The 25,360-nt window shown below is 40.5% G+C and carries 26 protein-coding genes and 1 other annotated feature; of the genes, 10 read left to right on the top strand and 16 right to left on the bottom strand.

Going from position 1 to position 25,360, the window contains the following annotated elements; translation table 11 throughout:
- The first annotated feature begins 104 nt into the window (after positions 1–104).
- Positions 105–362 (top strand): DUF6154 family protein, encoded by a 258-nt coding sequence (locus QNI29_RS16470; protein WP_231418783.1) that lies wholly within the window; start codon positions 105–107, stop codon positions 360–362.
- Between the two features lie 561 nt (positions 363–923).
- Here QNI29_RS16470 and QNI29_RS16475 read toward each other — a convergent pair.
- The 4 genes from QNI29_RS16475 to QNI29_RS16490 are packed head-to-tail and all read right to left on the bottom strand — an operon-like array spanning position 924 to position 4,551.
- Complete coding sequence (locus tag QNI29_RS16475) at positions 924–1,670, bottom strand: hypothetical protein (RefSeq protein WP_231418784.1); 747 nt, start codon at positions 1,668–1,670, stop codon at positions 924–926.
- Positions 1,651–2,481: an ABC transporter ATP-binding protein gene (locus tag QNI29_RS16480; protein ID WP_231418785.1), complete on the bottom strand. Its 831-nt coding sequence runs from the start codon at positions 2,479–2,481 to the stop codon at positions 1,651–1,653. Before QNI29_RS16480 ends, QNI29_RS16475 begins: the two co-directional genes overlap by 20 nt.
- Positions 2,482–2,494: 13 nt before the next feature.
- A complete protein-coding gene (locus QNI29_RS16485; RefSeq protein ID WP_231418786.1) occupies positions 2,495–3,550 on the bottom strand; it encodes a FecCD family ABC transporter permease in 1,056 nt (351 codons plus the stop codon).
- Positions 3,547–4,551 (bottom strand): FecCD family ABC transporter permease, encoded by a 1,005-nt coding sequence (locus QNI29_RS16490; protein ID WP_231418787.1) that lies wholly within the window; start codon positions 4,549–4,551, stop codon positions 3,547–3,549. The genes QNI29_RS16485 and QNI29_RS16490 overlap by 4 nt, the downstream gene beginning before the upstream one ends.
- A 180-nt stretch (positions 4,552–4,731) precedes the next feature.
- On the opposite strand from QNI29_RS16490, the gene QNI29_RS16495 reads away from it, so the two are divergent.
- Positions 4,732–5,700 carry an ABC transporter substrate-binding protein gene (locus QNI29_RS16495; RefSeq protein WP_231418788.1) on the top strand — a complete coding sequence of 323 codons (969 nt, stop codon included), beginning with the start codon at positions 4,732–4,734 and terminating at the stop codon, positions 5,698–5,700.
- A gap of 189 nt (positions 5,701–5,889) precedes the next feature.
- A complete protein-coding gene (locus QNI29_RS16500; protein ID WP_231418789.1) occupies positions 5,890–6,564 on the top strand; it encodes a protein kinase family protein in 675 nt (224 codons plus the stop codon).
- Positions 6,565–6,652: 88 nt separating this feature from the next.
- Here QNI29_RS16500 and QNI29_RS16505 read toward each other — a convergent pair whose 3' ends face one another.
- Together QNI29_RS16505 and fosB are read right to left on the bottom strand one after the other, a co-directional pair.
- Positions 6,653–7,279, bottom strand: coding sequence for a YpjP family protein (locus QNI29_RS16505; RefSeq protein ID WP_231418790.1), 627 nt, complete (start codon positions 7,277–7,279; stop codon positions 6,653–6,655).
- A gap of 118 nt (positions 7,280–7,397) precedes the next feature.
- Positions 7,398–7,820: a metallothiol transferase FosB gene (gene fosB, locus QNI29_RS16510; protein WP_231419046.1), complete on the bottom strand. Its 423-nt coding sequence runs from the start codon at positions 7,818–7,820 to the stop codon at positions 7,398–7,400.
- Positions 7,821–7,951: 131 nt separating this feature from the next.
- Between fosB and QNI29_RS16515 the strand changes: the two genes are divergently transcribed.
- Positions 7,952–8,431, top strand: a complete 480-nt coding sequence (locus QNI29_RS16515; RefSeq protein ID WP_231418791.1) for a hypothetical protein — start codon at positions 7,952–7,954, stop codon at positions 8,429–8,431.
- A 38-nt stretch (positions 8,432–8,469) separates the two neighbouring features.
- Here QNI29_RS16515 and fabI read toward each other — a convergent pair whose 3' ends face one another.
- The 6 genes from fabI to QNI29_RS16545 form a co-directional block, all read right to left on the bottom strand.
- Positions 8,470–9,255 (bottom strand): enoyl-ACP reductase FabI, encoded by a 786-nt coding sequence (gene fabI / locus QNI29_RS16520; RefSeq protein WP_231418792.1) that lies wholly within the window; start codon positions 9,253–9,255, stop codon positions 8,470–8,472.
- 243 nt (positions 9,256–9,498) lie between these two features.
- Positions 9,499–9,969, bottom strand: coding sequence for a hypothetical protein (locus QNI29_RS16525; RefSeq protein WP_231418793.1), 471 nt, complete (start codon positions 9,967–9,969; stop codon positions 9,499–9,501).
- 243 nt (positions 9,970–10,212) lie between these two features.
- Positions 10,213–10,860: a peroxiredoxin-like family protein gene (locus QNI29_RS16530; protein WP_231418794.1), complete on the bottom strand. Its 648-nt coding sequence runs from the start codon at positions 10,858–10,860 to the stop codon at positions 10,213–10,215.
- 70 nt (positions 10,861–10,930) lie between these two features.
- Complete coding sequence (locus tag QNI29_RS16535) at positions 10,931–11,803, bottom strand: EamA family transporter (protein ID WP_231418795.1); 873 nt, start codon at positions 11,801–11,803, stop codon at positions 10,931–10,933.
- A 76-nt stretch (positions 11,804–11,879) separates the two neighbouring features.
- Positions 11,880–12,995: an NAD(P)/FAD-dependent oxidoreductase gene (locus tag QNI29_RS16540; protein ID WP_231418796.1), complete on the bottom strand. Its 1,116-nt coding sequence runs from the start codon at positions 12,993–12,995 to the stop codon at positions 11,880–11,882.
- A 266-nt stretch (positions 12,996–13,261) separates the two neighbouring features.
- Positions 13,262–14,104 (bottom strand): LysR family transcriptional regulator, encoded by an 843-nt coding sequence (locus tag QNI29_RS16545; RefSeq protein ID WP_231418797.1) that lies wholly within the window; start codon positions 14,102–14,104, stop codon positions 13,262–13,264.
- A gap of 49 nt (positions 14,105–14,153) precedes the next feature.
- Here QNI29_RS16545 and QNI29_RS16550 point away from each other — a divergent pair, with 49 nt between their 5' ends.
- The 3 genes from QNI29_RS16550 to glnA all read left to right on the top strand — a co-directional run bounded on the left by QNI29_RS16550 (position 14,154) and on the right by glnA (position 17,985).
- On the top strand, positions 14,154–14,774 hold the full coding sequence (locus QNI29_RS16550) for a YczE/YyaS/YitT family protein (protein ID WP_231418798.1): 621 nt from the start codon (positions 14,154–14,156) through the stop codon (positions 14,772–14,774).
- Positions 14,775–14,858: 84 nt separating this feature from the next.
- Positions 14,859–15,069, top strand: a binding site (T-box leader).
- Positions 15,070–15,125: 56 nt separating this feature from the next.
- Positions 15,126–16,466 (top strand): sodium-dependent transporter, encoded by a 1,341-nt coding sequence (locus QNI29_RS16555; RefSeq protein WP_231418799.1) that lies wholly within the window; start codon positions 15,126–15,128, stop codon positions 16,464–16,466.
- A gap of 208 nt (positions 16,467–16,674) precedes the next feature.
- Positions 16,675–17,985 (top strand): type I glutamate--ammonia ligase, encoded by a 1,311-nt coding sequence (gene glnA, locus QNI29_RS16560; protein ID WP_231418800.1) that lies wholly within the window; start codon positions 16,675–16,677, stop codon positions 17,983–17,985.
- Between the two features lie 398 nt (positions 17,986–18,383).
- On the opposite strand, the gene QNI29_RS16565 is transcribed toward glnA, so the two are convergent.
- From QNI29_RS16565 to QNI29_RS16580, 4 genes are all read right to left on the bottom strand, one after another.
- Positions 18,384–19,010 (bottom strand): FMN-dependent NADH-azoreductase, encoded by a 627-nt coding sequence (locus QNI29_RS16565; protein ID WP_231418801.1) that lies wholly within the window; start codon positions 19,008–19,010, stop codon positions 18,384–18,386.
- A gap of 290 nt (positions 19,011–19,300) precedes the next feature.
- Positions 19,301–19,444 (bottom strand): hypothetical protein, encoded by a 144-nt coding sequence (locus tag QNI29_RS16570; protein ID WP_231418802.1) that lies wholly within the window; start codon positions 19,442–19,444, stop codon positions 19,301–19,303.
- A gap of 391 nt (positions 19,445–19,835) precedes the next feature.
- A complete protein-coding gene (locus QNI29_RS16575) occupies positions 19,836–20,630 on the bottom strand; it encodes a S8 family peptidase (protein WP_231418803.1) in 795 nt (264 codons plus the stop codon).
- 168 nt (positions 20,631–20,798) lie between these two features.
- On the bottom strand, positions 20,799–22,241 hold the full coding sequence (locus QNI29_RS16580; RefSeq protein WP_231418804.1) for a poly-gamma-glutamate hydrolase family protein: 1,443 nt from the start codon (positions 22,239–22,241) through the stop codon (positions 20,799–20,801).
- Positions 22,242–22,492: 251 nt separating this feature from the next.
- Between QNI29_RS16580 and nadE the strand changes: the two genes are divergently transcribed.
- Genes nadE through QNI29_RS16595 form a run of 3 tightly spaced genes read left to right on the top strand, consistent with a single transcriptional unit; the run spans position 22,493 to position 25,310 of the window.
- Entirely contained in the window at positions 22,493–23,242 is a 750-nt protein-coding gene (gene nadE / locus QNI29_RS16585; RefSeq protein ID WP_231418805.1) for an NAD(+) synthase, read from the top strand.
- A 4-nt stretch (positions 23,243–23,246) separates the two neighbouring features.
- A complete protein-coding gene (locus QNI29_RS16590) occupies positions 23,247–23,807 on the top strand; it encodes a cysteine hydrolase family protein (protein ID WP_231418806.1) in 561 nt (186 codons plus the stop codon).
- 60 nt (positions 23,808–23,867) lie between these two features.
- Positions 23,868–25,310 carry an NAD(P)H-binding protein gene (locus QNI29_RS16595; RefSeq protein ID WP_231418807.1) on the top strand — a complete coding sequence of 481 codons (1,443 nt, stop codon included), beginning with the start codon at positions 23,868–23,870 and terminating at the stop codon, positions 25,308–25,310.
- The last annotated feature ends 50 nt before the right edge of the window (positions 25,311–25,360 follow it).

Raw genomic sequence — 25,360 nt, forward strand, 5'->3', positions numbered from 1 at the left:
TACTTTTTGCACTTATTTATCGAATTATGAACAACATTTTAAAAAAGCCGCATAAGGTAATGAACAAAGATAGACTTTTGAGAATGAGGGAAAGGAAGTTGATTATGAAAATAGCCGATAGTTTAGCCGAGCTATACAAGAAATATTTCGAAACGGATGATTACTTACCTCTATTTGTTCATTCTATTATTGAGCAAATGGATCACAAAGATTTACTCCAAATCGTTAAGCATTGCCAAGAAGAGCAACTACAAGAATTTGTTGCGAATTACATTATTGATCAAATCCAACACACCCCTGCAAAGCCTATTACCCCTCCTACAACATATTCTAATAGCAGTGAACAACAAAAAGCATTATAGGTATGTAAATGAACACGACCTTTAGCCCAAAGCTCAGTGCCTCTTTTTTAAACAATGTTTTAGAAACACACGAATGCTACCACCCCCATTTGCTTCTCTCATTACCCACTTCCCCCTGCGCCCCAACAATCGTGGGGCGCAAAACGGAAGAAATCCCTCATGACTAAATAACCAACCTTCCATGTGAAACTCCTTGTTTTAAGTTCATTTACACAAAGCAGGCGATTTAAGTGCTGCTTGAACACAAGGCTCTGTTATAGTTTAGTGTTGTTATTTTATAGGCTTGTTCAATACCCAAAGCTGAGACATTTAAGTGTAGATGGGGCCGTCTTTATTGACTAGTGCTGGGGGTGTCTGGGGAACGACTCGCTTTCCGCGGGCGAGCTGTCGAGCCTCCTCGTGTGGGGCCGCGGAAAGCGAGTGATTTCCCGAACCACCTTACGCTCAGACTAACGCTAGCGGAAACATTCTCACTTTCAGGTGCTCCATATTAGGGACTAAAATGTAACGTGTAAAAAATCAACAACCAACTTTAACAGAGCAAAACAAAAAAGCCGCTTCTTAATTTTTAAGAAGCGGACAAACTTTGCAATAGGAGTGCTCATTATTTAATTGGTAAGTCAGACAACAGAACTTCCGCTTCTCCTTCCCTTCTTCCTTACGCAACGTGAAAGAATCAATCGGATTCTGCTTTTGCCTGAAAACTTGCGCCTCTACTTCACGCAGGACTCTAAAGTCACGGCGAACCGTATCTGCTTGTTTTTCGTCAGCAATTTCATGAGCAAACTGCTCATAAAACCAATACACATACGTAGCAAAGCTTTCCCACATTGTTTTCATAGGCAGGCGCGTCACCTGGTTAATGGTATTGAATATGGGATAGATCATCTTTTCAATTAACTGTTTGAAATGGTTGGAAACAGCCTTTTCCCTATCTCTATTTTCAATTAGAAGAACTTCACGGGACTCATTACTCCATTTAGGAAACCACATCTTTGTATCATCTATCCGGATCAACTTCTTATCCTCTAATTCCATAACAGGCATTTTAGAGTAGAGGCTCATTGGAGCAAGCATTCCGGTCACAAAATAATACCCTAACCTTTTTGAGAGCAAAGAGGCCGTCGCCATTTCGGATTCAGATGACAGAAAGGACCTAACTTGTTTGAGCACAGCCGTAAATAGTTCCTCATCTGTAAAGGCATCTAAACGGATCTCTTCTAAACGTTGTTTCTTGTCGTAATAAGACGGGTGATAGTATCTGAAATGATCATCTAATGTCTCGATTTCAGCCAGCGTTAGGTTCACTAGCCATCACACTTTCCTTTATTAAACAACGCCCACGTCCATAAGGAATACACATTGGCGTACCGAAAATCGGATCACTCGTGACGTTACACGTCATACTAAATACGTCTTGAACGAATTGACACGTTACGACTTCTTCAGGTTTCCCTTGTGCATAAACAGTCTGGTCTTTTAATGCCACGATATTGTGCGCATATCTTGAAGCGAGGTTCAAATCATGAAGAACCATCACAACAGTTCTGCCCTCACGTTCATTTAGTTCAAATAAGAGATCCAATATTTCGATCTGATAGGTCATATCCAAGTAGGTTGTTGGCTCATCCAGTAAGATAATATCCGTATCCTGTGCCAGCGTCATGGCAATCCAGGCTCGTTGACGTTGTCCCCCTGATAACGAATCAACTGTACGCTCTTTCAACTCTTCTAAATTAGTGTCTCGAAGCGCCTGCTCTACAGCATCTTCATCTTCTTGTGACCATTGTTTAAACCAATTTTGATAAGGATAGCGCCCTTGCTTAACAAGCTGAAGAACGGTTAATCCTTCTGGAGTGACTGGGCTTTGAGGAAGAATCGCAAGCTGTTGTGCCACAGATTTAGTAGACATTTTTGAGATGGCTTTGCCATCAAGTACGACATGACCACTCTGAGGCTTTAATAACCGAGCCATTGAACGAAGAAGAGTCGATTTCCCACAACCATTTCCTCCTACAAAGACTGTGATTTCTCCTTTTGGAATCTCTATATTTAATTCATTCAGAATGGTCTTTTCCCCATAGCCAAGCGTTACATGATCTGTTTTAAAATTATTCATGTGTACCTCTCCTTTAAGCCTGCTTTTTTGAAAATAGTAAAAAGATAAAGTAAGGCGCCCCGATTGTTGCGGTAAATACACCTGCAGGAACAATGTTTGGCAAGAACAATGTACGACCGATTAAGTCTGCGCCTATTACAAGGATCGCTCCAATTAAACCAGATAGAGGCAGTAAAGCGCCATAAGAAGAACCAACGAGCCTCCTTGCAATATGAGGAGCCATTAATCCTACGAACCCAACACCACCAGCAAACGAGACAGCAATACCAGCTAAAGCTGTACTTACTAATAAGAATAAGAAGCGGTCCCGTTGGAGGTGTGAACCAACACCTGCCGCTAATTCCTCTCCAAGCTCTTGTACGTTTATCCTTCTTGAAATTAATAGAGATACCAGTACAAGGATCAGTATGGAAGGAACAATAATTTTCACCTGGGCCCAGTTAGCCCCGTAGACACTTCCCGTTAGCCACACATTAGCTTGAGAAGCTCTATAGATGGGCCCTACAATCATTAAGGTATTGGTTACGGCCTGAGTTAAAGCCGACAAACCGATACCAATCAAGATAATTCTCATGGGGGAGACCCCATTTTTATACGCTAAGAGATAAACAAAAATCCCAACTAAACTAGCTCCGATAAAAGCGGCTACTGGCATCCAATGAATACTTACGGTTAAGGAGTCCGTTTCATCACTAAATAGTGTTAAAAATAAAACAACCGCAACCGCTCCCCCTCCCGATATCCCGATGATATCTGGTGACGCTAAAGGATTTCGGATCATCCCCTGGAGGATGGCCCCACTTAAAGCTAGCCCTACTCCAACAAATAACGCAACAATCATTCTAGGGAGCCTCAACGTTTCAATAATTAAGTTCTGCACGTCGGTCCCTCCTCCGAAGAACACCTTTATAGCATCAAGTGGAGGGATAAAGGTTTCTCCGAGGGAAGCTGCTAATACAAATAAGAAGCATAACAAGCCAAAAAAGAGGCTAAAATACATCAAAGCCCGTTTTTCTAGAAAAAAGGATATGCGATCTTTTCTGGAGCGTATCTTTACGTATCTACTCATGTTGATTTCAATCCTTTTCGGGCAATATAAATAAAGAATGGAGTACCAATAATTGCCGTCATGACACCGACAGGTACTTCTTCAGGCATAATAATAAATCTCGCACTGATATCGGCTAAAAGCAAAAGAATACCACCTAATATCGCGGAATAAGGTAAAATCCATCGATGATCATAGCCAACGATGTACCTGGCAAAGTGAGGTACCACAATTCCGATAAATCCAATTGGACCTGCAATCGCTACCGCACCGCCTGATAACAGGACAGTGAGTATTCCTGCTGAAAGCTTAATATAAGCTGTCTTCTGGCCAAGACCTTTCGCTAAATCTTCGCCCATTGTTAAAATATTCAAATGCTTCCCGATGAAGAATGTTCCAACCCACCCCACAAGGAGATAAGGAAGCAGTTGCTGTAAGTATTCTAGACTTCTGCCTTGCACACTACCAGCTAACCAAAACAGTACTTCATCTAAAGCTTTCTCATTTAAGACAAGAATGCCTTGGGTTAAAGAAGAGAAAAGCGCCGCTATAGCTGCTCCAGCTAATGTTAATCGAACTGGAGTCAACCCTTCTTTCCCAATGGATCCTATGGCATATACAATCGTTGCCGCCACAGCCGCTCCGATAAATGAAACCCACGCCATCATTCCTAGGGGAAGGGATTGGAAGACAGCGATCGCCATCACAACAAAGAATGAAGCCCCTGCATTGACCCCAAATATTTGAGGAGAAGCAAGAGGATTTCTTGTTAGCGCTTGGAGCAAAGCACCTGCTAAAGCTAACGATGCTCCTACACTCGCGGCAATTAGAACTCTTGGTAAACGTAATGATCGAATAACAATTAAAGTGTTTGATTGTTCTTCTGTTGTAAAGGCTCTCCAGGCATCTTGAAATGTAACATCGGTATACCCGAGTACTAAACTTAATCCCATACAAATCATGAGTATGATCAAGGCTGCCAAAAAGCCGAATCCTCTTGTTCGATTGGACTGTAAAACCATATTCTTCCCCTACCTAACGTGACTTACATACTACTCTTACTTACAAGTGTATGGATTCTTTTAAACGCTGTCAACGATTATGAGAATCATTGTCATTTACTCTTGACTCTTTATCCGTTTACAGCTATTATCAACTTAGATGTAAATGATAATCATAATCAATTAGGAGGACATAACATAATGAAGCAAAAGCATTTCATACTTAGTCTTATGTTACTATTCACGGTAGGATTCCTAGCCGCTTGTGGCTCATCTTCTGAAGACACTTCATCAGATGACGAAACTAAGAAAGATACGAGTGATTTTGAACCTTACACAGTTGAACATGCAATGGGTACAACAACTGTTGAAGAAAAACCTGAAAAAGTAGTCATCTTAACAAACGAAGGAACAGAAGCTTTACTAGCCCTAGGCGTAACACCAGTCGGAGCTGTAAAGTCTTGGACAGGAGACCCTTGGTACGATCATATTAGTGATCGCATGAAAGATGTAGAAGTAGTCGGAACCGAGTCAGAAGTAAATATCGAAAAAATCATTTCTCTAGACCCTGACTTAATTATCGGAAATAAACTACGCCAAGAAAAAATTTATGACCAACTAAGTGAAGTTGCTCCAACGATCTTCTCTGAAACGCTTAAAGGAGAATGGCAAGATAACTTTAAGACCTACGCAAAAGCATTAAATATGGAAGACAAAGGTGAAGAACTTCTTACTAAATATCAAGAACGTTTAGACGATTTTGCTGAGAAAGCAGGGGACAAACTTGATCAGAAAGTTTCTGTTGTCCGCTTCCTTCCAGATCACGCACGTATTTACCAGAAAGATTCCTTCTCTGGAGTTATTTTAGAACAAATTGGGTTCGAGCGCCCAGAACCACAAGATGTAAATGGCTTTATGGAGAAAGCAACGAAAGAGAGAATTCCGGCCATGGATGGTGACATTCTATTCTACTTCACCTATGAAACCGGAGATGGTGCTGCTACGGAGCTAGCAGAAGAATGGATGAACGATCCATTGTTCCAAAACCTTGAGGTTGTAAAAGAGGGAAATGTTCACGAAGTAAGTGATGCGATCTGGAATACAGCAGGTGGTTACCTGGCTGCTAACGAAATGGTAGATGATCTTGAAGAAATCATTTTAAATCAATAACGATTAAGAACCGCCCTAAGGCTTGTCTTTACGAACAAAGTCTTGGGCGGTTTTCTTATATCTCGCTTTTCCCGGACAGTTGCCCTTTTCTTATAAAACAAGAACAGCCCTAAATACACAAAGCTATGGGAATATTATAGGAACGATCCACATAGATTAACCAACCCCCTTATAGAAAGGCGTTGTGCTATGAATAAGCTTGACGTACCTGCCAGGATTGATGAAATACATGTCAGCTCTAACCCCTACAATGAACCGGTGACTATAAAAGAGATCCCCCCATACTTTGAGTGCATAGGGGTGGGAACAGACGCTGCCGTCTTCAGGCATGTGAATCAACCGCATATGGCTTATAAAGTCTATGCACAAGACAAACTAGAGAAAAAAGATAATGAGGAGTTTGTTTACAGATCCCTTGGTCCTTCCCCTTATTTCTCTACGTTTTATGGTTCCGGACCTCACTACATTGTTCTGAGTTTCGAAGAAGGATTATCTCTTTACGATTGCTTATTACAAGGCGTTCTCATCCCGCCAGAGGTTGTTGAAGATGTGGAACAAGCACGAAGATTTGTACAAATGAAGGGATTGAACCCTAGAGATATCCATTTAAAGAATATTCTTTTGCAGCACGGGCATGCCAAGGTTATTGATGTTTCTGAATATGTGCATGAAGGGAACGACCTTAGATGGGAGCTATTAAAGCAAGGATACGAAGAATATTATCCACTCATTAAAGGAAAAGCAATTCCCCTTTGGGTGCTCGAAACCTCCAGGAAGTGGTATAACCAAACCAAAGGAAATGCCTTTCAGTTTGATGAGTTTATGCGAAAGATCAAAAGGTTAAACCCCTTTTTAAAGGAATGATTCGGTGGATATAAAAGAGCCCAGACCTTGAAGTCTGGGCTCTTTATTATCTAGAGTATTCGAGATATGGACCTATACAGATCTTTATTCATGCCATCCATTTAGGAGGGGTGTTTTTATCCCAGTATAAATCAGCTACCGCATGATGGTTCTCAAACTGGTCTTGACTTACGTGATAGTGAAAATTAAACCAATACCCTTCTCCAGGACGATTTTCTCTTCTCACATCAAACCTTGCAAGTTCAGCATTAGAAAGGGTGTTATACACATGAAAGATCTTCTCTCCATAACCTGGAGCAGGATCAAGCGAGATGTCATACTGCAACACATTGCTCTCATCCGCTTGTTCAACCAATTGTTTTACTTCACTTTCAATTGTTACAAGAATATCATCCATAAAAACCGGATCGATTTGACCCAAAATGCGAGACCCTAATTTGGTCATCGTTTGTTCCTTCGCGACTTCCCCAAGATTAGTCAGGTGTTGTTCCGGATCCAAATGATGGTCGTCATCTGACAGATCAGGTAAGTCCAAGAAATGATCAGAATTGGCTGAATGAATCGATGAGGCTTTATTTTCTTCTATATTTTCTTTTGGTGTAAAGGTTTTATTCTTTTCTGTTGTATCGGCATCAAGTGTTGTAGGTGGTACATATAACCCTAGCGTCACGATGGCGGTTAATATCGTAAAGGTCTTCCTAACCCAACGTTTCATATTACCCAAACTCCCTTATATGTACTTTCAATTTCTTTATATTTTATCACGATCTTTTAGATTGTCCATCAAACTTTCATCCTCTTTTTCCAAACAATCTGTAAATTGAATCCGCTTTCTATGTATAGAATCTCATATTCTCCTTTTCTTGTCGATAATAGGACAAGCGATCCTCCAATGTCCCCGTATGAAACTCAAATTTATGCCCATCAGGATCTGTGAAATAGATTGATTTTTTATCAAGCTCATCCCGTTTCCGCCCTTTTAACATCCGAACATCTAATGATTTTAAATGAGCTACCACATCTTGAAATGACTCTTCTGCTACAGTAAATGCGATATGCGTATATGATTCTTCTATCTCACGCCGAGGAATTTCCTTCTCCATATTAAGCGCAATCCACAACCCATTTAAATCAAAGTAAGCCGTTTTTTCTCCTTCTACCAACAGAGTTGCCCCCAGAACCTGTTCATAAAATTTAATAGACATAGGTAAATCAGATACAGAAAACGTAATATGGTTAATCCCTTGTATATCCACAATCCCACTCCCTTTCAATAAATAAATACGATTGAAACCACCGATTCGTTTCACAAAACAAACATGTTAGCAGGTATAACTCGCATATACTTCCTTCAATAATAGCGTTTACCGTTAAGGAGGAATTCGTTATGAAAAATCCTGCTGTTCTCCCGGTGTTAATTGGAGCTATTGCACAGGCCTTGTTAAATCTATATATAATGGTGTGGACCGTTATCGGGTTTTGGTTTGCATTCTTTTTAGGAGGCTCTTCTTTTTTCCTCTCAACTGACACCCAATGGTTACCAGACACAGAAACCAATGAATTCTTGCAATTCATTAGTACAATGGCCATCTTATTTATGATTTTTGCTGGCATCTTTCTTGTTATAAGTTTAACAACAAACGTATTATCGTTTCTTACAGTCCATTACATGCGAATTGGGCAGCATGTGTCCAGAACCTATACATTTCTAATCATTGCTGCAATTATTCAGTTGGTCTTCGGAATGCTGACATTATTTGAACCAATCACCTGCTCCTTATTCTTTTTTACGGCTTTATGCTATTTGACGGGTATTTTTCTTTTCTATTACACAATGAACCGATCGAAAGAAGAACAACGCAAATAAATGAAAAGAGGCTCCTTATAAAGGAACCTCTTATTTCTTTATCCCATTATGTGATACCCCGAGTCGACGTAAATCACTTCTCCTGTTACGCCTCTAGATAAATGACTAAGGAGAGAAAGGGTCATATCCCCTACTTCTTCTTGAGTTACGTTCTTCTTAAGTGGTGCTTTTTCTTCGATATGCCGAAGAATTTCATTGAAAGAGGGTACTCCTTTAGCAGCAAGTGTCCGGATCGCACCCGCCGATACAGCATTCACCCGTATTTGATCCTCGCCTAAGTCTGAGGCTAAGTATTTCACCGTTGCCTCGAGAGAAGCTTTGGCAATCCCCATCACATTGTACCCTTCGACAACACGCTCTGCCCCTAAGTAACTCATAGCTATAATAGAGCCACCTTCCGTCATAAAAGGGCGACTCGCTTTCGCTACAGCTATTAAGGAATAAGCACTTGTATCTTGTGCGAAAGCATATCCGCTTCGACTTGTCTCAATAAAATCTCCTTTTAAATCTTCGGAGTGGGCGAAGGCGATGGAATGAACAATTCCATGGATTGTACCAACCTGATCACCAATACTCTGAAACGCTCCTTGAATACTTTCATCCTCATTAATGTCACACTGCACGATATGTGTCGCCTCTAGCTGTTCATTCTCAAGAATCTTTGTAAGCTTCTTAAATGATCGTTCCTTACGATAAGTAAAGATAACATTAGCCCCTGCATCAAAGAGGGATTTCGCTACCCCCCAAGCGATACTACGCTCATTTGCCACTCCCATTACTACGAAATTCTTATTGTTAACCTTTAGCAGATCTTTACCTTCCATTGCATTCGCTCCTATTATCAGATATTGAATTCTATTCTCTATATTTTCCTATAACTCTATTGAACTGGCAAGGAAGGCTTATAATGAAGACGCTGCTGTGATAAAAGGCCAGATTGAAGGTACTTATCCGAATCACTTATCGCCTGGAGAGTTGTTCTGTTAGCGTTAGGTTCAAGCGTTTAGTAATGAACCAGTGTAATGTAGCCATAAAAAAGCGCTTTTCTTCTAATCAAGAAAAACGCTTCATGTTACAGGTGATTTGATTTTATTCTCGTACCCCATAATGGCCTTTCGTCTCACATAAGAATGGGGATCATTTACCGCCACCTGATGCAATAAATTTTGAGCTTGTTCTTTATAAACCTCCATCTTCCCTAATCCATAAGAAATTTGCCATCTTGCTTCATAGTCAGGGTAAGCAGGAAACGTTAATGCCCTATAGGCAAGATGCAAGAGTTGGTCAGGATGATTGATTAATTCTTGTATGATGTGCCCCTCTTTATGATCTCTCGCTAATATATATAATACATCGGTAGTGACTTTAGGGCTCCATTTTTCAGCAGGTAAACGATGAATCATCATGTCAGCGGCATTCCATATATCCAGCCATTGTTCATATTCTGATTCCCATTCCCCGTATGGTCCCCGGTCAATTGCCCATATTTTAAAGCTTCTAATCTCGTGCAAAAGTTCAAAGGTATACTCGCTATGCACCTAATCACTCCCATTTCTAGTTCAATAGTCCTCATTTACCCTTGCTCCTTAGAGTAAAACCTATATTTTTACTTTTTCACGAAAACATTCTCTACCTATTACTTTTGGAAGTAGGAAAGTTTGAGTAAGCCATATCCCAGAAACCCTGACACGGAAGACTTATTCTGGAACATCTCACTCAACAAAAAATAAGGTCTCTCCACATATAAAATAAAAGCCCAGGCCTATGGCCCGGGGCTTTCGTTATAATGATTTTAGCTTTTCTACAACTTCAGATGGTTCTACTCGATCTTTGTAATCTGCTTTTGTATATTCATAAGCAATCGTTCCATCCTGATTAATAATATAGGTAGCTGCAACAGGCAACGTCCATGTATCATCACCATTATGCTTATCTACTTCTAGACCTTTTTCTTTATACACATCTACGAGGTAGTCAGGCAACGGATAAACTAAGTTAAATTGATCAGCTACTTTATTACCTACATCGCTAAGAACATGATAGTTTAGTTCATTTTTCTCTGCAGTGGTTAAAGATTGGTCAGGAGTTTGAGGGCTAATGGCAATCAATTTTGCACCTTGGTTATGGATCTCTTTCATTAGTTGTTGGTATGCGCGAAGTTCCATATTACAGTAAGGGCACCAGCCACCGCGATAGAAGGTAATGATTACAGGCCCGGACTGTAACTCTTTGTATAAATCAACAGATTCTCCCTTGGCGTCAGGCAGTGTAAAGGCTGGAGCGTTTTCTCCAACTTTCAAACCCTTACCCAGGTCAGACGCCTCAAGCTCATCAATAGCTTGTTGCATTTTACCTTGAGTCTCGATTGAAGCATTCGCTTTAAATTTAGCAATATACTCATCATACTGTTTCTGCATGTTTGTTCCCATGAAAATCACCTCCAAAATCAGTATAAGTGAAGTACCTAGAAAACAACATGAAAGTGCTCCTACGATCCGATTACCTTCTCTTGTAAAGATTAGGGAAAATAATCCCTATAAAAATAATAACCACTCCGATCCACTGTATAACCGTTACCCTTTCACCCAAGACAAACATTGATAACCCTACTGCTACAGGCAGTTCTGCTGAGCCTAGTATACTTCCAAGGGTTGCTCCTATTTTTGGCATACCATAAGCAAAAAGAAATGGTGGAATCACCACCCCAAACAATCCAAGCATAATTCCGTACGTCCCTAGCGATAGGAGTGAATCCCCCCCATTCAAATTCATAAGAGAAGGAAGGAAAATGACGAGAACTGCAAGGGTACTCCCAGTCACCATATAATAGCTTCTTTGAACAGGGGGAAGGGCCGGAAGAATGCTAGCGTTCGTAAAAATAAATAAAGAAAAGGACACCGCCGCTAGCAGGCCATAGACGATCCCTATCAGATCAGCACCGATTAGACCTCCATGAATGATCCCACTCGCCATAAGGGTCCCAACAAATAAAATCATCACGCTCATGGCTTTCCCTTTATCAGGCGTTCTCTTAAAGAACAAATAGTCTAAAACAATTCCAATCCACACAAACTGAAAAAGTAAAATGATCCCAAGAGAAGCTTCGACCTTTACAAGCGCCAAATAATAGAACACCCCGACGAGGCCTGTTGGAATTCCAGCAAGCATTAACTTTCCTTTATCTTGATACGAAATCTTTTCTTTTCTTCTTGAGAAGAAGTAACAAACGAATAAAATAAACCATCCTATCAGAAATTGTCCAACAGTCACCACCGAAGTCTTTGCACCTGCTTGATAAGCAAGTTTGACGATTGTCGATAATACCCCGTAGGAACAAGAGCCGATGAAGACGGCCAACATATACCTCAGCATATCGTACCCTCTTTTCTACACAGATAGATGCACAACTCTTCGTCTTATTCATGAGTTGTGCATCTGCATGCATGTCTTATTCAATTGCACCTGAAACATCATATGGGGTTAAATCAATTCCTGAAGAATAACCTAAAGCTAAATTAGCTAATTCAAACCCTAGATAAGGACCGCTCGTGAGCCCAGAGGCTCCAAGCCCGTTTGCTACCAAGAGATTGTTCACTCCAGGTACAGCACCTATAACGGGCAGAAATCCAGGTGTGTATGGACGAAAGCCAACGCGACTCTCAACAAATACTCCTTCTTTTAAACCAGGAGCAATGGGTAATACTTGTGAGAAAATATCATGAAGACCTCCGGCTGTGACCTGATCATTAAAATCCTCATTTTCCTCATGTGTAGCCCCCATCACAATTCTCCCCTGATCAAATGGAAGTATATATTTATTCGTAGGAGGCATAACCACGGGCCAATCGCCCGTTTCTTTAACCGGCAGACCGACATGAGCAATTTGAGCCTTTTGAGATGAGACAAGGAAGCGAACCCCTAAAGGTTCTAACATCTCTTTGGACCAAGCTCCTCCGGTAACCATCACCTTTTCCCCAGATAGGAATTCATCATTTACGGTAACACCCGTCACGGTCGCCCCTTCATAAGAAAGGGTAGCATCCCCATATTGAATACGTGCTCCTCTTTTCTCAGCGGCCTTAACTAACGCATTTCGAAGCGCTCTACCGTCCACTCGTGCGCCGCCACTCACATAAACCGCTCCATATTCATCAGAAAGCGGAGGAAACATAGATTTCGTTTCTTCCCGACTCAACTTCGTAATCTCACCTATTTCCGGTGCATCTTCACGTCGTTTCTTCGCTAATGTGACGATTTTATCCAGTTTCGCCTCTTCTGTATGAAGCTTAAGAGCTCCTACACGCTTATATCCTGTATCAGATTGTCCATCTTGTTCTAAATCTCGAACTAACTCAGGGTAATACCTGGCTCCATTTTTCACGAGCTGATACCAAGCTTTATTCCTGCGCTGAGAAAGCCAAGGACAGACCATACCAGCCGCGGCATCGGTAGCTTGTCCAGAATCTTGGCGATCAACCAATGTAACCCGAGCCCCTTGTTTAGCTAAATGATAGGCTGTGGAAGCTCCTAAAATACCAGAGCCGACAACGATATATGATTTCATGTTAACACCTATTTTCCTCTCAAACTTTATGGTGACATTCTACAAGATATTAGCTCTAGACTCAATTTCCCATAAGTCGACATATTTCCCGGGTAATTTCATCCCGATTGAGATTCTTATCGTATTGTGAAAGAACCCATAGCGATACCAATCAAAAGAAGCACAAGGATCACATCCCATCTGACTTATGTGGCCCACGCTATAACCTGAGGTTATAGCGCCATGACTAATTGGTATTTCCGCTCATAAAACATCCTTCGTTAAACTTAAAGATAAGAACGTTGGAAAAGATCCAATAATAAATCGAGCAAAGGCTGAGTAGAAGCGAAAAGATACATGTCTCTTTTTAATGGAGTATCTTTAATAGGCACGAAAACTAATCCTTTATATTCAATGTGCTTGCTCATCATTTCAGGAAGGTAGGCGATTCCCACACCAACAGAAACAAAACCCGCCATCGCATGATAATGCGTTTCAAAAACATCTGGTTTCAACCCTTCTTCTTCCATTCTTTTATGTATTTTCTCTGAAAAGGGTGTCCCTTTCGGCGTTGCGATTTGAGGGTAATGAAAGCACTCCCTTAAAGTCACTTCATCCTTAGACGCTAGGGGGTTGTACTGGGGGATCGCCGCAACAAAGACGTCCTCAAATAAGAATTGGGAATATAGTCCCTCCGCGCTCGAAACATCTTGGACAATAGCAGCATCAATTTCACCCTGGTGCAGCATTGGTAAAAGGTCGCGGTTATCGTCTTGAATAGCTGTCACAAAAATATTAGAGTGTTGAATCTTCTCGTAATGCTCATGAAGATAGTAGGAACTTAATATTGGCGTCGAACCGAATCTGATTTGATCATGATTCATATGTTGATAAACCTTTTGATCAATAGCAAAGAATAAGGGTTGCAATTCCTGGTAAAGAGCGTATCCCTTAGGAGTCAATTTTACCCCTTTTGAAGAACGCATAAATAGAGCGAACCCCAACTCCTCTTCTAGCAATTTAATTTGCTTACTTAAAGCGGGTTGGGATATATATAGTTTTTCACTAGCTTTTGTAAAACTTTGTTGTTTCGCCATTTCAATAAAGTACTGAAGCTTTTGTAAGTTCACTTACTCACCTCCAATCTACTAAAAGTTTACACCCAAAGGAGTTCATTCAATGAGGATAAAACGCGTTAGTCTTTATTTATTCGGTATGCTGATCACACATCTAGGAACTGCTCTTTCAGTTAAGTCTACCATCGGAGCCGGGTTTTGGTCAGCTTTCTTCGTCGGGGCAAGCCACTCAATTGGTATGACTCCCGGAATTTGGTTTGCCCTTTCACAAGTCATAATCATATTTTTAAATGCTTTTTTAGCTAAAAGAAAACCTGTATGGTTAGCTTTCATACCTATCCTGATTGAAAGTGTTTTCTTTGACTTCTGGCTAACTTTTGCCTTACATCATGTTTCCCTTTCTGATTTACCTTTAGTCTTTAGAATAGGAACCTTTATTTGCGCTTTAACGATAGCCAGTTTTGGCATAAGTTTGTATCTTTACACAAAACTCCCTCGCTCCCCTGTCGATCAATTATTTGTAACTGTGAGCGAGAGGTTTCATTTGTCACTCGGTTTCTCCCAATCCATCATCGCAGCCACCATAACAGTATTAGCTTATTTACTAGGAGGGCCGATTGGAGCCGGCACAGCGGTTAGTGTCTTTTTACTAGGACCATTTATACAAATGTGGGTCAAGATTCTATCTAACTCTAAACACATCAGAACCGCGCAAGCAACTTGATATTTTTCCCATAAACCAAATACACTAAACTAGTTATTGACACCCCTCCCTGTTCATGATAAAAATTGAATAACTTCATATGAACGAATAGCTTTGAAGGAAAGCAAGTAACTCTTATGTCCCTGCCACAGAGAACCGAGGATTGGTGCGAAATCGGTACAAACAGACAGAGTGAATTTCATTTCTGGAGCTTCTTCTGCAATGGCATGGAGACGGTGACGACCGTTACACGTATTGAGTCATGAAACAACTGTTTCATAACTAGGGTGGTACCGCGATAAAAGTCGCCCCTACATTTTTGTAGGGGCGACTTTTTTTGTAGAGAACAATAAGCTTGAGAGGAAGATGAGTATGAGTCAGCAAGAACAGTGGTCTTCAAAGATCGGATTTATTTTAGCAGCAGCCGGATCCGCTATAGGACTCGGCGCTATATGGAAATTCCCATATATTGCAGGAGAGAACGGGGGTGGGGCTTTCTTCATCACCTTTATCGCCTTCACAATCTTACTAGGCTTACCGCTATTGTTAGCCGAATTTTCCATCGGACGTACAGCTCAGAGCAATGCAGTAGATTCTTACCGAACGATTGCAAAAGGGACAAAGTGGCATTATGTCGGAATATTAGGTATGGTCACTTCCTTCATTCTCCTATCCTTTTACAGCGTCGTCGGAGGATGGATTGTCATTTATTTAATAAAGACAATAACAGGTGGAATGTCAGGTTTAACCTCAACCCAATACGGAACCGTATTTGGCCAAACCATATCGAACCCTCTGTTAAGCATAAGCGTTCAGTTCTTATTTATTCTGATTACTATTTTTGTTGTTTCACGAGGGATTCAAAAGGGAATTGAGAAAGCTAGTCGAATCATGATGCCTGCTTTATTTGTATTATTCTTAATATTAGTTATAAGATCTTTAACGTTAGAAGGGGCTTCAGAGGGAATCTTATTTCTCCTTCAACCAGATTTCTCAAAGCTAACTTCTCAAACAATCCTTGAAGCAATGGGACAGTCCTTCTTCACATTAAGTGTAGGGGTTTCGGTGATGGTCACATACAGCTCCTATTTACCGAAGAGTCAAAGCTTACCAAAGGCCGCTTCTTCAATCGTAGGAATTAATATACTGATTGTCTTTCTAGCAGGTCTAGCGATTTTCCCTGCTGTTTTCTCCTTTGGACTTGAGCCAGGGTCAGGACCCGTACTTTTATTCAATGTCCTCCCTACCGTATTTAACCAGATGCCACTTGGAATGGTGTTTTTCACAGCCTTTTTGCTTTTATTCCTATTCGCAGCGTTAACTTCTGCATTTTCGATGCTAGAAATTATCGTATCTGTTTTATCAAAAGGAAACGAAAAGTTACGCCAGAAATATGCATGGATAATCGGTTTGGCAATCTTTGCAGTAGGAATCCCATCTGCTCTATCATTTGGAATTTTAGGTGATCTAACATTATGGAATAAAACGATTTTCGACTTAGCTGATTATGCAGTAAGCAATATATTGATGCCTACAGGAGCATTATTAATCTCTATTTTTGTTCCATTAAAAATGAAGAAATCTGACCTTTATGAAGAGTTAAAGAGAGGAAGTACATTAAAACGATCGGTCTTTAACGTATGGTATGCCTTATTACGCTATGTTGCTCCGATCCTAATTATCGCGGTAATGATCGATGTTATCACAGGATAGTATCTGAATAGTCAAAAAGATCTATTTTTCATTTTCTAACAGCGAATACAGCAGGCTTTCTTGAAATTGACCCTACAAAAATACATCATGTCAGCTTTCCTAACATGAAACTTTATGTTAGAATTCCTTACATGATAAATAAAAGGTTATGCATTCCTGACTTTGAATGCTAGTAATCTACTACAAACTATTAAGGCGAGGGTATTAAATGACTTTTACTAAAGAATCCATTAAGCAAGAAGTTCACGACAAAGGCGTAGAATTTATTCGACTTGAATTCACAGACATGCTTGGAGACACAAAAAACGTTGAGCTCCCTATTGAAGAGCTTGAAAGTGTTCTAGAAAACGAAGCTATGTTCGACAGTTCTTCTATTTCTGGTTTCTCTGATATTCAAGAAAGTGATATGTATCTATATCCAGACTTAAGCACGTTTAAAGTATTACCTTCAACAGTAGATGAAGATCCCGTTGCACGTTTCATTTGCGACATTTATACAACGGACGGAACTCCTTTCGAAGGTGACCCGCGATATATTTTAAAACGAGCAATGAAAGAAGCTGCTGAGATGGGCTATACCGTTAACGTTGGTCCAGAACCAGAATTCTTCTTGTTCAAATTGAATGATGAAGGTTACCCAATTAAGAAAATGAATGACCGCGGTGGATATTTCGACGCTTCTCCAATTGATAAAGGGGATAAAGTACGCCGTGATATCGTACGCACACTTAAGAAATTCGGATTTGAAATGGAAGCTTCTCACCACGAAGTAGCTATGGGACAGCACGAAATTAACTTCCGTTTTGATGATATGCTACGCGCAGCTGATAACATCCAAACATTCAAGAGCGTTGTTAAAGACGTAGCAACGAACCACGACTACCATGCAACGTTCATGCCTAAACCAATTGCAGGCGAAAATGGTTCTGGTATGCACTGCCACCTTTCTTTATTCAAAGATGGCGAGAGCGTCTTCTGCGATGAGAAAGATGAAGATGGTATCTCTGTTACAATGAAGCATTTCATGGGCGGAATCCTGAAACATGCTCCTGGTATTGCAGCCATCACAAATCCAAATGTTAACTCTTATAAGCGTTTAGTTCCTGGTTATGAAGCACCTGTAAGCATTGCATGGTCTCACTCAAACCGCAGTTGTATGATCCGCGTACCGTCTACACGCGGTAAAGGAACTCGTTTTGAAGTTCGTAACCCAGACCCAACTGCAAACCCATACCTTGCCTTAGCCGTAACAATCCAGGCTGGACTTGAAGGTATTCGCAACAAAGTCGACCCAGGCGCAGCTGAAACACGTAACCTTTACGAAGTACACGATGACACAGTACCAACACTTCCAACAAACCTAAAAGAAGCGCTAACAGCCCTTCGTAAAGACAAGGTCCTTATGAACGCTTTAGGTGATCACACTTCAAACATCTATCTTGATGAAAAAGAAGAAGAGTGGACAGAATACTCCCTACAAGTAAGCCAGTGGGAAACAGACAAATATATGAATAAGTAAACAAAAGCACAAGCGCCCGCTTAGCAACGTATAGGCTGGACTTAACCGCAGTGAGATAAAGGAAACACGATGAGCGTAAGCGAATCGATGTTGACTTATCGACCGGAGGTGAGGGAAGCCTACTAGTTGCTGGGTGCTGGAGCTAGATGTAAACAAAAGCATAAGCACCTGCTTAGCAACGTATAGGCTGGACTGAACCGCAGTGAGATAAAGGAAACACGATGAGCGTGAGCGAATCGATGTTGACTTATCGACCGGAGGTGAGGGAAGCCTACTAGTTGCTGGGTGCTGGAGCTAGATGTAAACAAAAGCACAAGCACCCGCTTAGCAACGTATAGACTGGACTGAGTGCAATAAAAAAAGGAGCCGATCTCTTGATCGGCTCCTTTTTATCTTTATTAAAATGTTTGCGCTGCATCCTTAGCTCTAGCAATAGCGTCTGATTTAATTTCTTCTGCTTTCTCTGGCATCGCCGCTTGTCCTTCTACGAATAGTCCTTCAAATGTAGGAACACCAAATAACTGCATGATGGCATTTAAATAACGGTGACCCATTTCTAAACCAGCAGCCGGCCCTTCAGAGTAGAAACCTCCATTAGCTTGAATATGAAAGGCTTTCTTATCTGTTAGAAGGCCAACAGGACCGTGTTCTGTATATTTGAACGTTTTCCCTGCTACCGCTACTGAATCAATATACGCTTTCATAACAGGAGGGAACGAGAAGTTCCACATCGGATTAACAAAAACATATTTATCAGCATTCACAAATTGATCACTCAGTTCACCCAAACGATTCACTTTGCCTTGTTCAGATTCTGTTAGCTGATCACCAGATTGAAGTTTCCCCCAACCGCTAAAGATATCTGCATCAATTTGCGGGATATCCTCCTTATATAAATCAACATGAACGACCTCATCGCCAGGGTTCGCTTCTTTATAAGCATCAATGAATGCTTTCCCGACACTCATACTGTAAGAAGTTGCCTCATCATGCGGATGCGCTGTAATATATAATACTTTAGCCATTGTTATCTCACCTTTCTAATCTTTTCGTAAAAATAGTTTGCGCTATTTCTACATCCCTAGTATTTATCTCGAATTAAATTATCTTTATTTCGAGATTAATTATAGTACCTAATATTCTTATTATCAAGTATTATGCTTATTTATTTTTAAATTGCTCCAAAAGCTTCAGAATATAAGATATTCGCACTATCAAATATTTCCCTTACCATTACCCTCCCTTAATTTATATCCGTTTCTTCACTCTTAAAACATAAAAAGACGAAAATCAAAAATTGATTTTCGTCTTTTTATCATTCAGTCTCATTAACGTGATGAGTATATGGATTTGCCGAAATCTGCTTTCTCATTTCATCTGTAAACTCAACCGGTTGATACTCCGATAACTCCCCACTCACAGGAGCACTTCCATCATAATGCAATGGTTTCCCTTCCATAAAAACCCTCCCTTATGTTCAGTAATAGTATATGTATTCTAATATGAGCCCACAATCACTAAAACATGTGCCCTATGATTATTTTACTACAAGAAGATTCTTCTAACATCTTTATATCCATAATTTTTACACTCTTTTTCCTTTTATGGGAATCGATACACCTTGCTATATAAAGTAATGGAAACATACCATATTCGAGACCTCGTTGGCAGGCCCGTTGCTATAATGCGTGGCCGTTCGTAAAGCTATAGCTAAGTGGTGTTGGAAACGACTCGCCTTCCGCGGGCGAGTCGTCCCCAACACCCCCCTAGCACTCATTAAACGTAACGGCACCCCCAGATTAAAATGTCTCAGCTTCAAGTGTTCCCCATAAGGGGACTTATGCCCCCTTCTATTGAGTAGCTAAGAATCGGTCAAGTTCTAATACCCTGTATCCATCCTTCTCATAAAAAGAAGTAAGACGCAGCAACAAACGAGCATCATCCGTTGTCATTTTAGGTTGGATTTCTTTAAAATATGCAAGCATCCCAGACACTGAACCCGCCGCAAAACTAGTCCCCGTCTTACGAACAACTTCACCACCAGGACTAGCTCCTTCAATCAGTACACCCGGGGCTAAGAAATCCAAATCCGGGCTTCGATTCCCATTCTCATAAAGATGATCACTGTACGTATTATAACCACCAATTGCAATTACTTCATCCAGTCTTGCAGGGAAACTAATGCGATTGGTCAACCCATCATTACCACTTGCCCCAACGAAAACGACTCCTTTACGTTCTCCAAACCGTATCACCCATGATGTAAGAGGATTCTCAACTTCAGATATACTTAAATTTACAATGTCCGCACCTTTAACGACACTGTAGAAGATACCAAGAAACGAAGTCCCAACTCCTTTACCGTTCTCTCCTAACGTTTTAACCGGTAACAACACTGCATGTGGAGCGACTGAGTGAATAATACTCGCAACGTGCGTGCCGTGACCATGATCATCCATCGGATCTAGGTCCCAGTTGTAGAAGTCATATCCATTTTCGACACGGCCCTCAAGCATAGGATGTGATGCATCAATTCCTGTATCAACGACCGCTACAATCGTTTCTTTCGTATCAAATTCAGCAAGCTCTATATAAATAAAAAAACCAGTTATAAGAAAGACACAAAACAAAAAAAACTGTTTCATGCAAATCCCTCCATATTTATATATATGAAGAAATCGTTACGTTGATATGATTAATTTTACAAAATATTTAGAATATTTACCAGAAATTAATATTCCATATTGTTACATATCTTTGATGGACTAAAAAAAGAGGCTGCCCCTTGAGAGACAACCTCTATCGATTTAACATTACTGATTCTTTTTCCAAGCTGTATAGTTATGGATCGCGATCCCTTTAAAACCAGGGTAGTCTTCATTCATAAAATGCGTTCTTACTTTCGCTATTTCACCTTCTGTATACCGTAAAGACTTCCCATCAAATGAAACGTAATCAATCTTATAGGGGTTTAATTCAACACCCACTTCCACTTTAGGGGCTTTTGCATATAAAACTTCATTTTCCGCTAAAGTTGTAATGCTATTCGGTCCAACCGCTGTATTTCGATAACTCATGATGGAAACGTAATCCTGCATATCAATGAACTGTTGATAAAAATTCTCTTCATAATCATTTACAGAACGATTGTCAGTCCAAAATGGCAAGGCACTTCCAACGATAAAACCATAATCCTTGGCATGCTCTACATACGTTTCTGCTGATTGCTTCCATTCCTTAACCGCTTTCTTTCGGTTATTGTCCCACAATTCAAGTGAGTATGGTTCCACATCGAAATGAATGCCTACAAACCGTTGTTCTTCTTCTACTTTCTGATTATAAGCGTGAATGAGATCTACTCGTTTCACTGCATCTTTTGTATAAGCTTTTTGCCCCCACAATGGGCTACCTATTAAAGCATGTACCTTAATCCCCTGGTTTCCTGCTTTTTCAATAAAGTATTGGTAGTTTTCTTTGTCCACTTTTGGATAAAAACGCATATATAGTTGATCTACTTGTTGGTTCGCGAGAAATTCAATTGTCTCATCTGGATTTTTAGTAACTGGTTCTGACTTCCACATCCATACACTTTTTTGTGCATGGTATTCATTAATGGCATCCTGAATAGCTGATACATATTGATAAAAAGATTCGGACTTAATCGCCTGTTCTTTGAAATCAGGATTAGTATAGTCTTCCCCTTCATAAAACGCCGACCATTGTGCATCTGAGATGAGTAGGTTCATTCCTGGTTCAGATGATTGAAGAAAAGATGCGTTTGGTAAAGAAGCTACAGCTTTGCTGACAGGGAATCCTAACCTCTTCAAATGCTTATTTACTAAGCCTTTCAATTTTTCATTCACACCAGATAAAGTGGTCATTGGAGTAGAGCCTTTATTTCCTTGGATGGAGATTCTAGTTGAAGGAGTACGATCGAGTTCAAAGATGTTGGAGGTATTGGGTTGTATGAACAATTCAGAGCGCGCGCCCAATTCTCGGTTCATGGAGTAATAATTCTCTGTGGTTCCTGCTATTTCTTCTACAAGTAAAGATGTGGCTTGCATAAATTCCTCTCCTGCCCCACCTTCACTAAGCCATTTATTGGAATCTTTTTGGTTTAAAAGTAGTTCCCAACAACTTACTTCACAATACGTTGTGGTGTTTACTTCCTCTCCTTCGACTAGATTACTAGGAAGAAATACAAGGAGGAATGTGAGTGCTACCATTACTTTTGTCATTGTTTTTATTGGTTTCATAGCCTAATCTCCTAATAAATAAATGTGATTTTATACTCAGTTCTCTATTAATATCGTACATAGTTCAGAAAGATTAAGCTTTTTTTACTATTTAATGTGCTAAAATTACTAGTTATTTCGACACGATTCGATCCTTAGGACTCAGTTCTTCTGTCACAGGGACACTTAAGAAGGGAACAAACGTTTATTCTTTACCAAAAGAAGGAACTTAGCTAATTAGAAATCAATTTAACAGAAGGGATCGATAAACAGTGGAAAAAAAAGTAGAGTACTTAACACATTGGATTCAGGAAAAAGTAGAAGAGGCAGGGGCTAAGGGAGCACTTGTAGGAATTAGTGGTGGCATTGATTCCGCAGTAGTATCTTGCCTTGTTAAACGTGCCTTCCCCGAACAATCACTAGGAGTGATCCTTCCGATAGATCAAGAAGTAGAAGATCAAGAAGATGCTGTAACGCTTGTAGAACAAATTGGCCTAAATTACATTGGTATAAACCTAACGGACCCATACCAAACAACACATGCTACGATACGAGAAAAACTTAAAGAAAAGGGAGATTGGCAGGAAGACCGTTCCCAATTAGGAGGGGCAAACTTACAAGCACGTCTCCGAATGAGTACACTGTATGCTGTTGCCCATCACTACGGTTATTTAGTAGTTGGAACAGATAATGCTGCTGAAGATTATACTGGTTATTTCACAAAATACGGAGATGGCGGTGTAGACCTGGTTCCTTTGATTCATTTACGTAAAGAAGAAGTTCGGGAATTGGCAGAGTATCTAGAAGTCCCAGAGTCAATTGTTCATAAAAAGCCTAGTGCAGAGCTGTGGGAAGGACAATCTGACGAGGACGAATTAGGGGTTTCATACGATACAATTGATGCCTACCTTCGCGGAGAAACAGTTTCTGATAAAGACGCTAAAAGAATTGAAGAACTCCATAAACAAACAGAGCATAAGCGACAAATCCCGGCCGGGCCTGAACCATATAAAGGAGAGTAATAACATGTCGCAACATGATACGGCTTTGCTTCTAATTGACATGGTCAATAAAATGGATTTCGATGGTGGTGAACACTTGTTAGACAATACACTAGAAATCATCCCATCCATCCAGAAACTGAAGCAACAAGCCAAAGCACAAGGGATTCCAGTTATTTATGTAAATGATAATTTTGGGTTATGGCAAGAAAATGTTTCAGACCTCATTGAAGAATGCAGAGATGGGAGAGGAGAACCCGTCATCCGTCAGATTTTACCTGAAGATGATGATTACTTTATCATTAAACCCAAGCATTCTGGTTTCTTTGGAACTCAGTTAAGCATTCTATTGGATCAACTTGGAGTAAACAATTTAATTTTAACTGGGATCGCCGGAGACATCTGTGTCCTCTTTACAGCTAATGATGCTTATATGAGGGAATATAATATTTGGATTCCTGCAGACTGTGTGGCTTCTGAATATGAGGAAGATAATGAGAACGCAATAAGAATTATGGAGCGCTCCCTTTCAGCAAATACGACACAAGCAGATAAAATGTCCATCTCAGAAGCTTTTTCAACATAAGCGTTCTGTTCTCATGTAGGAACAAACCCTGAAGTCCGATTTTCAGTAGGAGGAATTCATATGAATGAAACGAAACGACGCCCAGTCGTTGCTTTAACTGGAGCCAGTGGATACATCGGCCAGAATTTATTGAAGAAATTAACGAAATACGCTGATGTAATCGCTCTGTCAAGAAATGGAGATAACAAACAAGATACCGAGCATATCACATGGCGTTCTTGCGATCTGTATTCCATGACGGATGCGGATAAAGGATTAGAAGGAGCTGATTTTGCAGTTTATCTAGTTCATTCCATGCTTCCCTCAGCGAAACTTAGCCAAGGATCCTTTGAAGATATGGATGTCATCCTAGCAGATAATTTCGCTCAAGCTGCCAAAAGACAAGGCGTACGTCAGATCGTTTACTTAAGTGGAATCATCCCTGAATCGGAACAGTTATCAAGACATTTAAGAAGCCGACTAGAGGTAGAGGAGATATTAAGAGCTTATGGAGTGCCTGTTACGACCATTCGTGCAGGGTTAATTGTAGGACCTAAGGGCTCCTCATTTCCGATCCTTAAGAAGCTTGTTAAGAGGCTGCCGGTGATGGCTTTACCTAAATGGACAAGAACAAAGACACACCCTATTGCCCTTAAAGAAGTTCTCCATGCTCTTAATAAAAGCATCGGAAACAATCATTTATCTAATAAAGCCATTGATGTGGGTGGCCCTGAGATTATGAGCTATCAAGATATGATGGTTCAAACAGCTGAATCGTTAGGTAAGAAACCAAGACTTTTCCCGGTTCCTTTCATGACTGTTAAACTGTCCAGGCTTTGGGTGAGTCTGACGACTGGAACACCAAAAGAAATGGTCTATCCATTAGTAGAAAGTCTTGTCCATCCGATGACTGCTAAAGAGGAGAATATGGATTCTGAAGTTAGTTATGGGAAGGTGACCTTTAAAGAAGCTGTTCAAACAGCTATTGAAGATGAGAAAGAAGAGGAACAGCAAGCTGCTAAACAACAACCCAACTCTCAAGGACTAAAGGTTCCTGATATTCAACACGATGTGAGGTCCGTTCAACGCATTCCTTTACCAGCAGGTAAAAGTGCTGATTGGGCTGCTAGCTATTATGTAAAGTGGTTGTCCGACACTTTGAACCCACTTGTCCATACAGAGACAGACCAACAAGATAACACACAAATTTGCCTTAAGTTAATTCGTACACCTTTATTAGAGCTAAGTTATTCACAGGAACGAAGCACGTCGGATCGAGCTCTTTTCTACATTACGGGAGGTTCCTTTCAAAATTCTAAGAGAAATGTTAGAGGAAGGCTTGAGTTCCGAAAAATCCCGGATAAACAAGAATGCATTGTGGCGATCCATGACTATATGCCTTCCTTGCCTTGGTTTATATATAAATATACCCAAGCGAAGGCGCATTTAGTTGTAATGTATCTCTTCAGAAAGCATATCGAAAAGATCATTGAACAAGCTAGAGTCCCTGCCCACTCTAATTAAATAAAGCCCGCAACCTTTAAAGGTTGCGGGCTTTTAATGAGGAAGTACAG

The organism is Pontibacillus chungwhensis (assembly GCF_030166655.1).
In the GTDB taxonomy this organism is placed as follows: Bacteria; Bacillota; Bacilli; order Bacillales; family BH030062; genus Pontibacillus.

Coding starts and splice junctions, on each gene's coding strand:
- QNI29_RS16470 (WP_231418783.1), top strand. CDS start 105: ATGAAAATAGCCGATAGTTTAGCCGAGCTATACAAGAAATATTTCGAA.
- QNI29_RS16480 (WP_231418785.1), bottom strand. CDS start 2,481: ATGAATAATTTTAAAACAGATCATGTAACGCTTGGCTATGGGGAAAAG.
- QNI29_RS16485 (WP_231418786.1), bottom strand. CDS start 3,550: ATGAGTAGATACGTAAAGATACGCTCCAGAAAAGATCGCATATCCTTT.
- QNI29_RS16490 (WP_231418787.1), bottom strand. CDS start 4,551: ATGGTTTTACAGTCCAATCGAACAAGAGGATTCGGCTTTTTGGCAGCC.
- QNI29_RS16495 (WP_231418788.1), top strand. CDS start 4,732: ATGAAGCAAAAGCATTTCATACTTAGTCTTATGTTACTATTCACGGTA.
- QNI29_RS16500 (WP_231418789.1), top strand. CDS start 5,890: ATGAATAAGCTTGACGTACCTGCCAGGATTGATGAAATACATGTCAGC.
- QNI29_RS16505 (WP_231418790.1), bottom strand. CDS start 7,279: ATGAAACGTTGGGTTAGGAAGACCTTTACGATATTAACCGCCATCGTG.
- QNI29_RS16515 (WP_231418791.1), top strand. CDS start 7,952: ATGAAAAATCCTGCTGTTCTCCCGGTGTTAATTGGAGCTATTGCACAG.
- fabI (WP_231418792.1), bottom strand. CDS start 9,255: ATGGAAGGTAAAGATCTGCTAAAGGTTAACAATAAGAATTTCGTAGTA.
- QNI29_RS16530 (WP_231418794.1), bottom strand. CDS start 10,860: ATGGGAACAAACATGCAGAAACAGTATGATGAGTATATTGCTAAATTT.
- QNI29_RS16535 (WP_231418795.1), bottom strand. CDS start 11,803: ATGCTGAGGTATATGTTGGCCGTCTTCATCGGCTCTTGTTCCTACGGG.
- QNI29_RS16540 (WP_231418796.1), bottom strand. CDS start 12,995: ATGAAATCATATATCGTTGTCGGCTCTGGTATTTTAGGAGCTTCCACA.
- QNI29_RS16550 (WP_231418798.1), top strand. CDS start 14,154: ATGAGGATAAAACGCGTTAGTCTTTATTTATTCGGTATGCTGATCACA.
- QNI29_RS16555 (WP_231418799.1), top strand. CDS start 15,126: ATGAGTCAGCAAGAACAGTGGTCTTCAAAGATCGGATTTATTTTAGCA.
- glnA (WP_231418800.1), top strand. CDS start 16,675: ATGACTTTTACTAAAGAATCCATTAAGCAAGAAGTTCACGACAAAGGC.
- QNI29_RS16565 (WP_231418801.1), bottom strand. CDS start 19,010: ATGGCTAAAGTATTATATATTACAGCGCATCCGCATGATGAGGCAACT.
- QNI29_RS16570 (WP_231418802.1), bottom strand. CDS start 19,444: ATGGAAGGGAAACCATTGCATTATGATGGAAGTGCTCCTGTGAGTGGG.
- QNI29_RS16575 (WP_231418803.1), bottom strand. CDS start 20,630: ATGAAACAGTTTTTTTTGTTTTGTGTCTTTCTTATAACTGGTTTTTTT.
- QNI29_RS16580 (WP_231418804.1), bottom strand. CDS start 22,241: ATGAAACCAATAAAAACAATGACAAAAGTAATGGTAGCACTCACATTC.
- QNI29_RS16590 (WP_231418806.1), top strand. CDS start 23,247: ATGTCGCAACATGATACGGCTTTGCTTCTAATTGACATGGTCAATAAA.
- QNI29_RS16595 (WP_231418807.1), top strand. CDS start 23,868: ATGAATGAAACGAAACGACGCCCAGTCGTTGCTTTAACTGGAGCCAGT.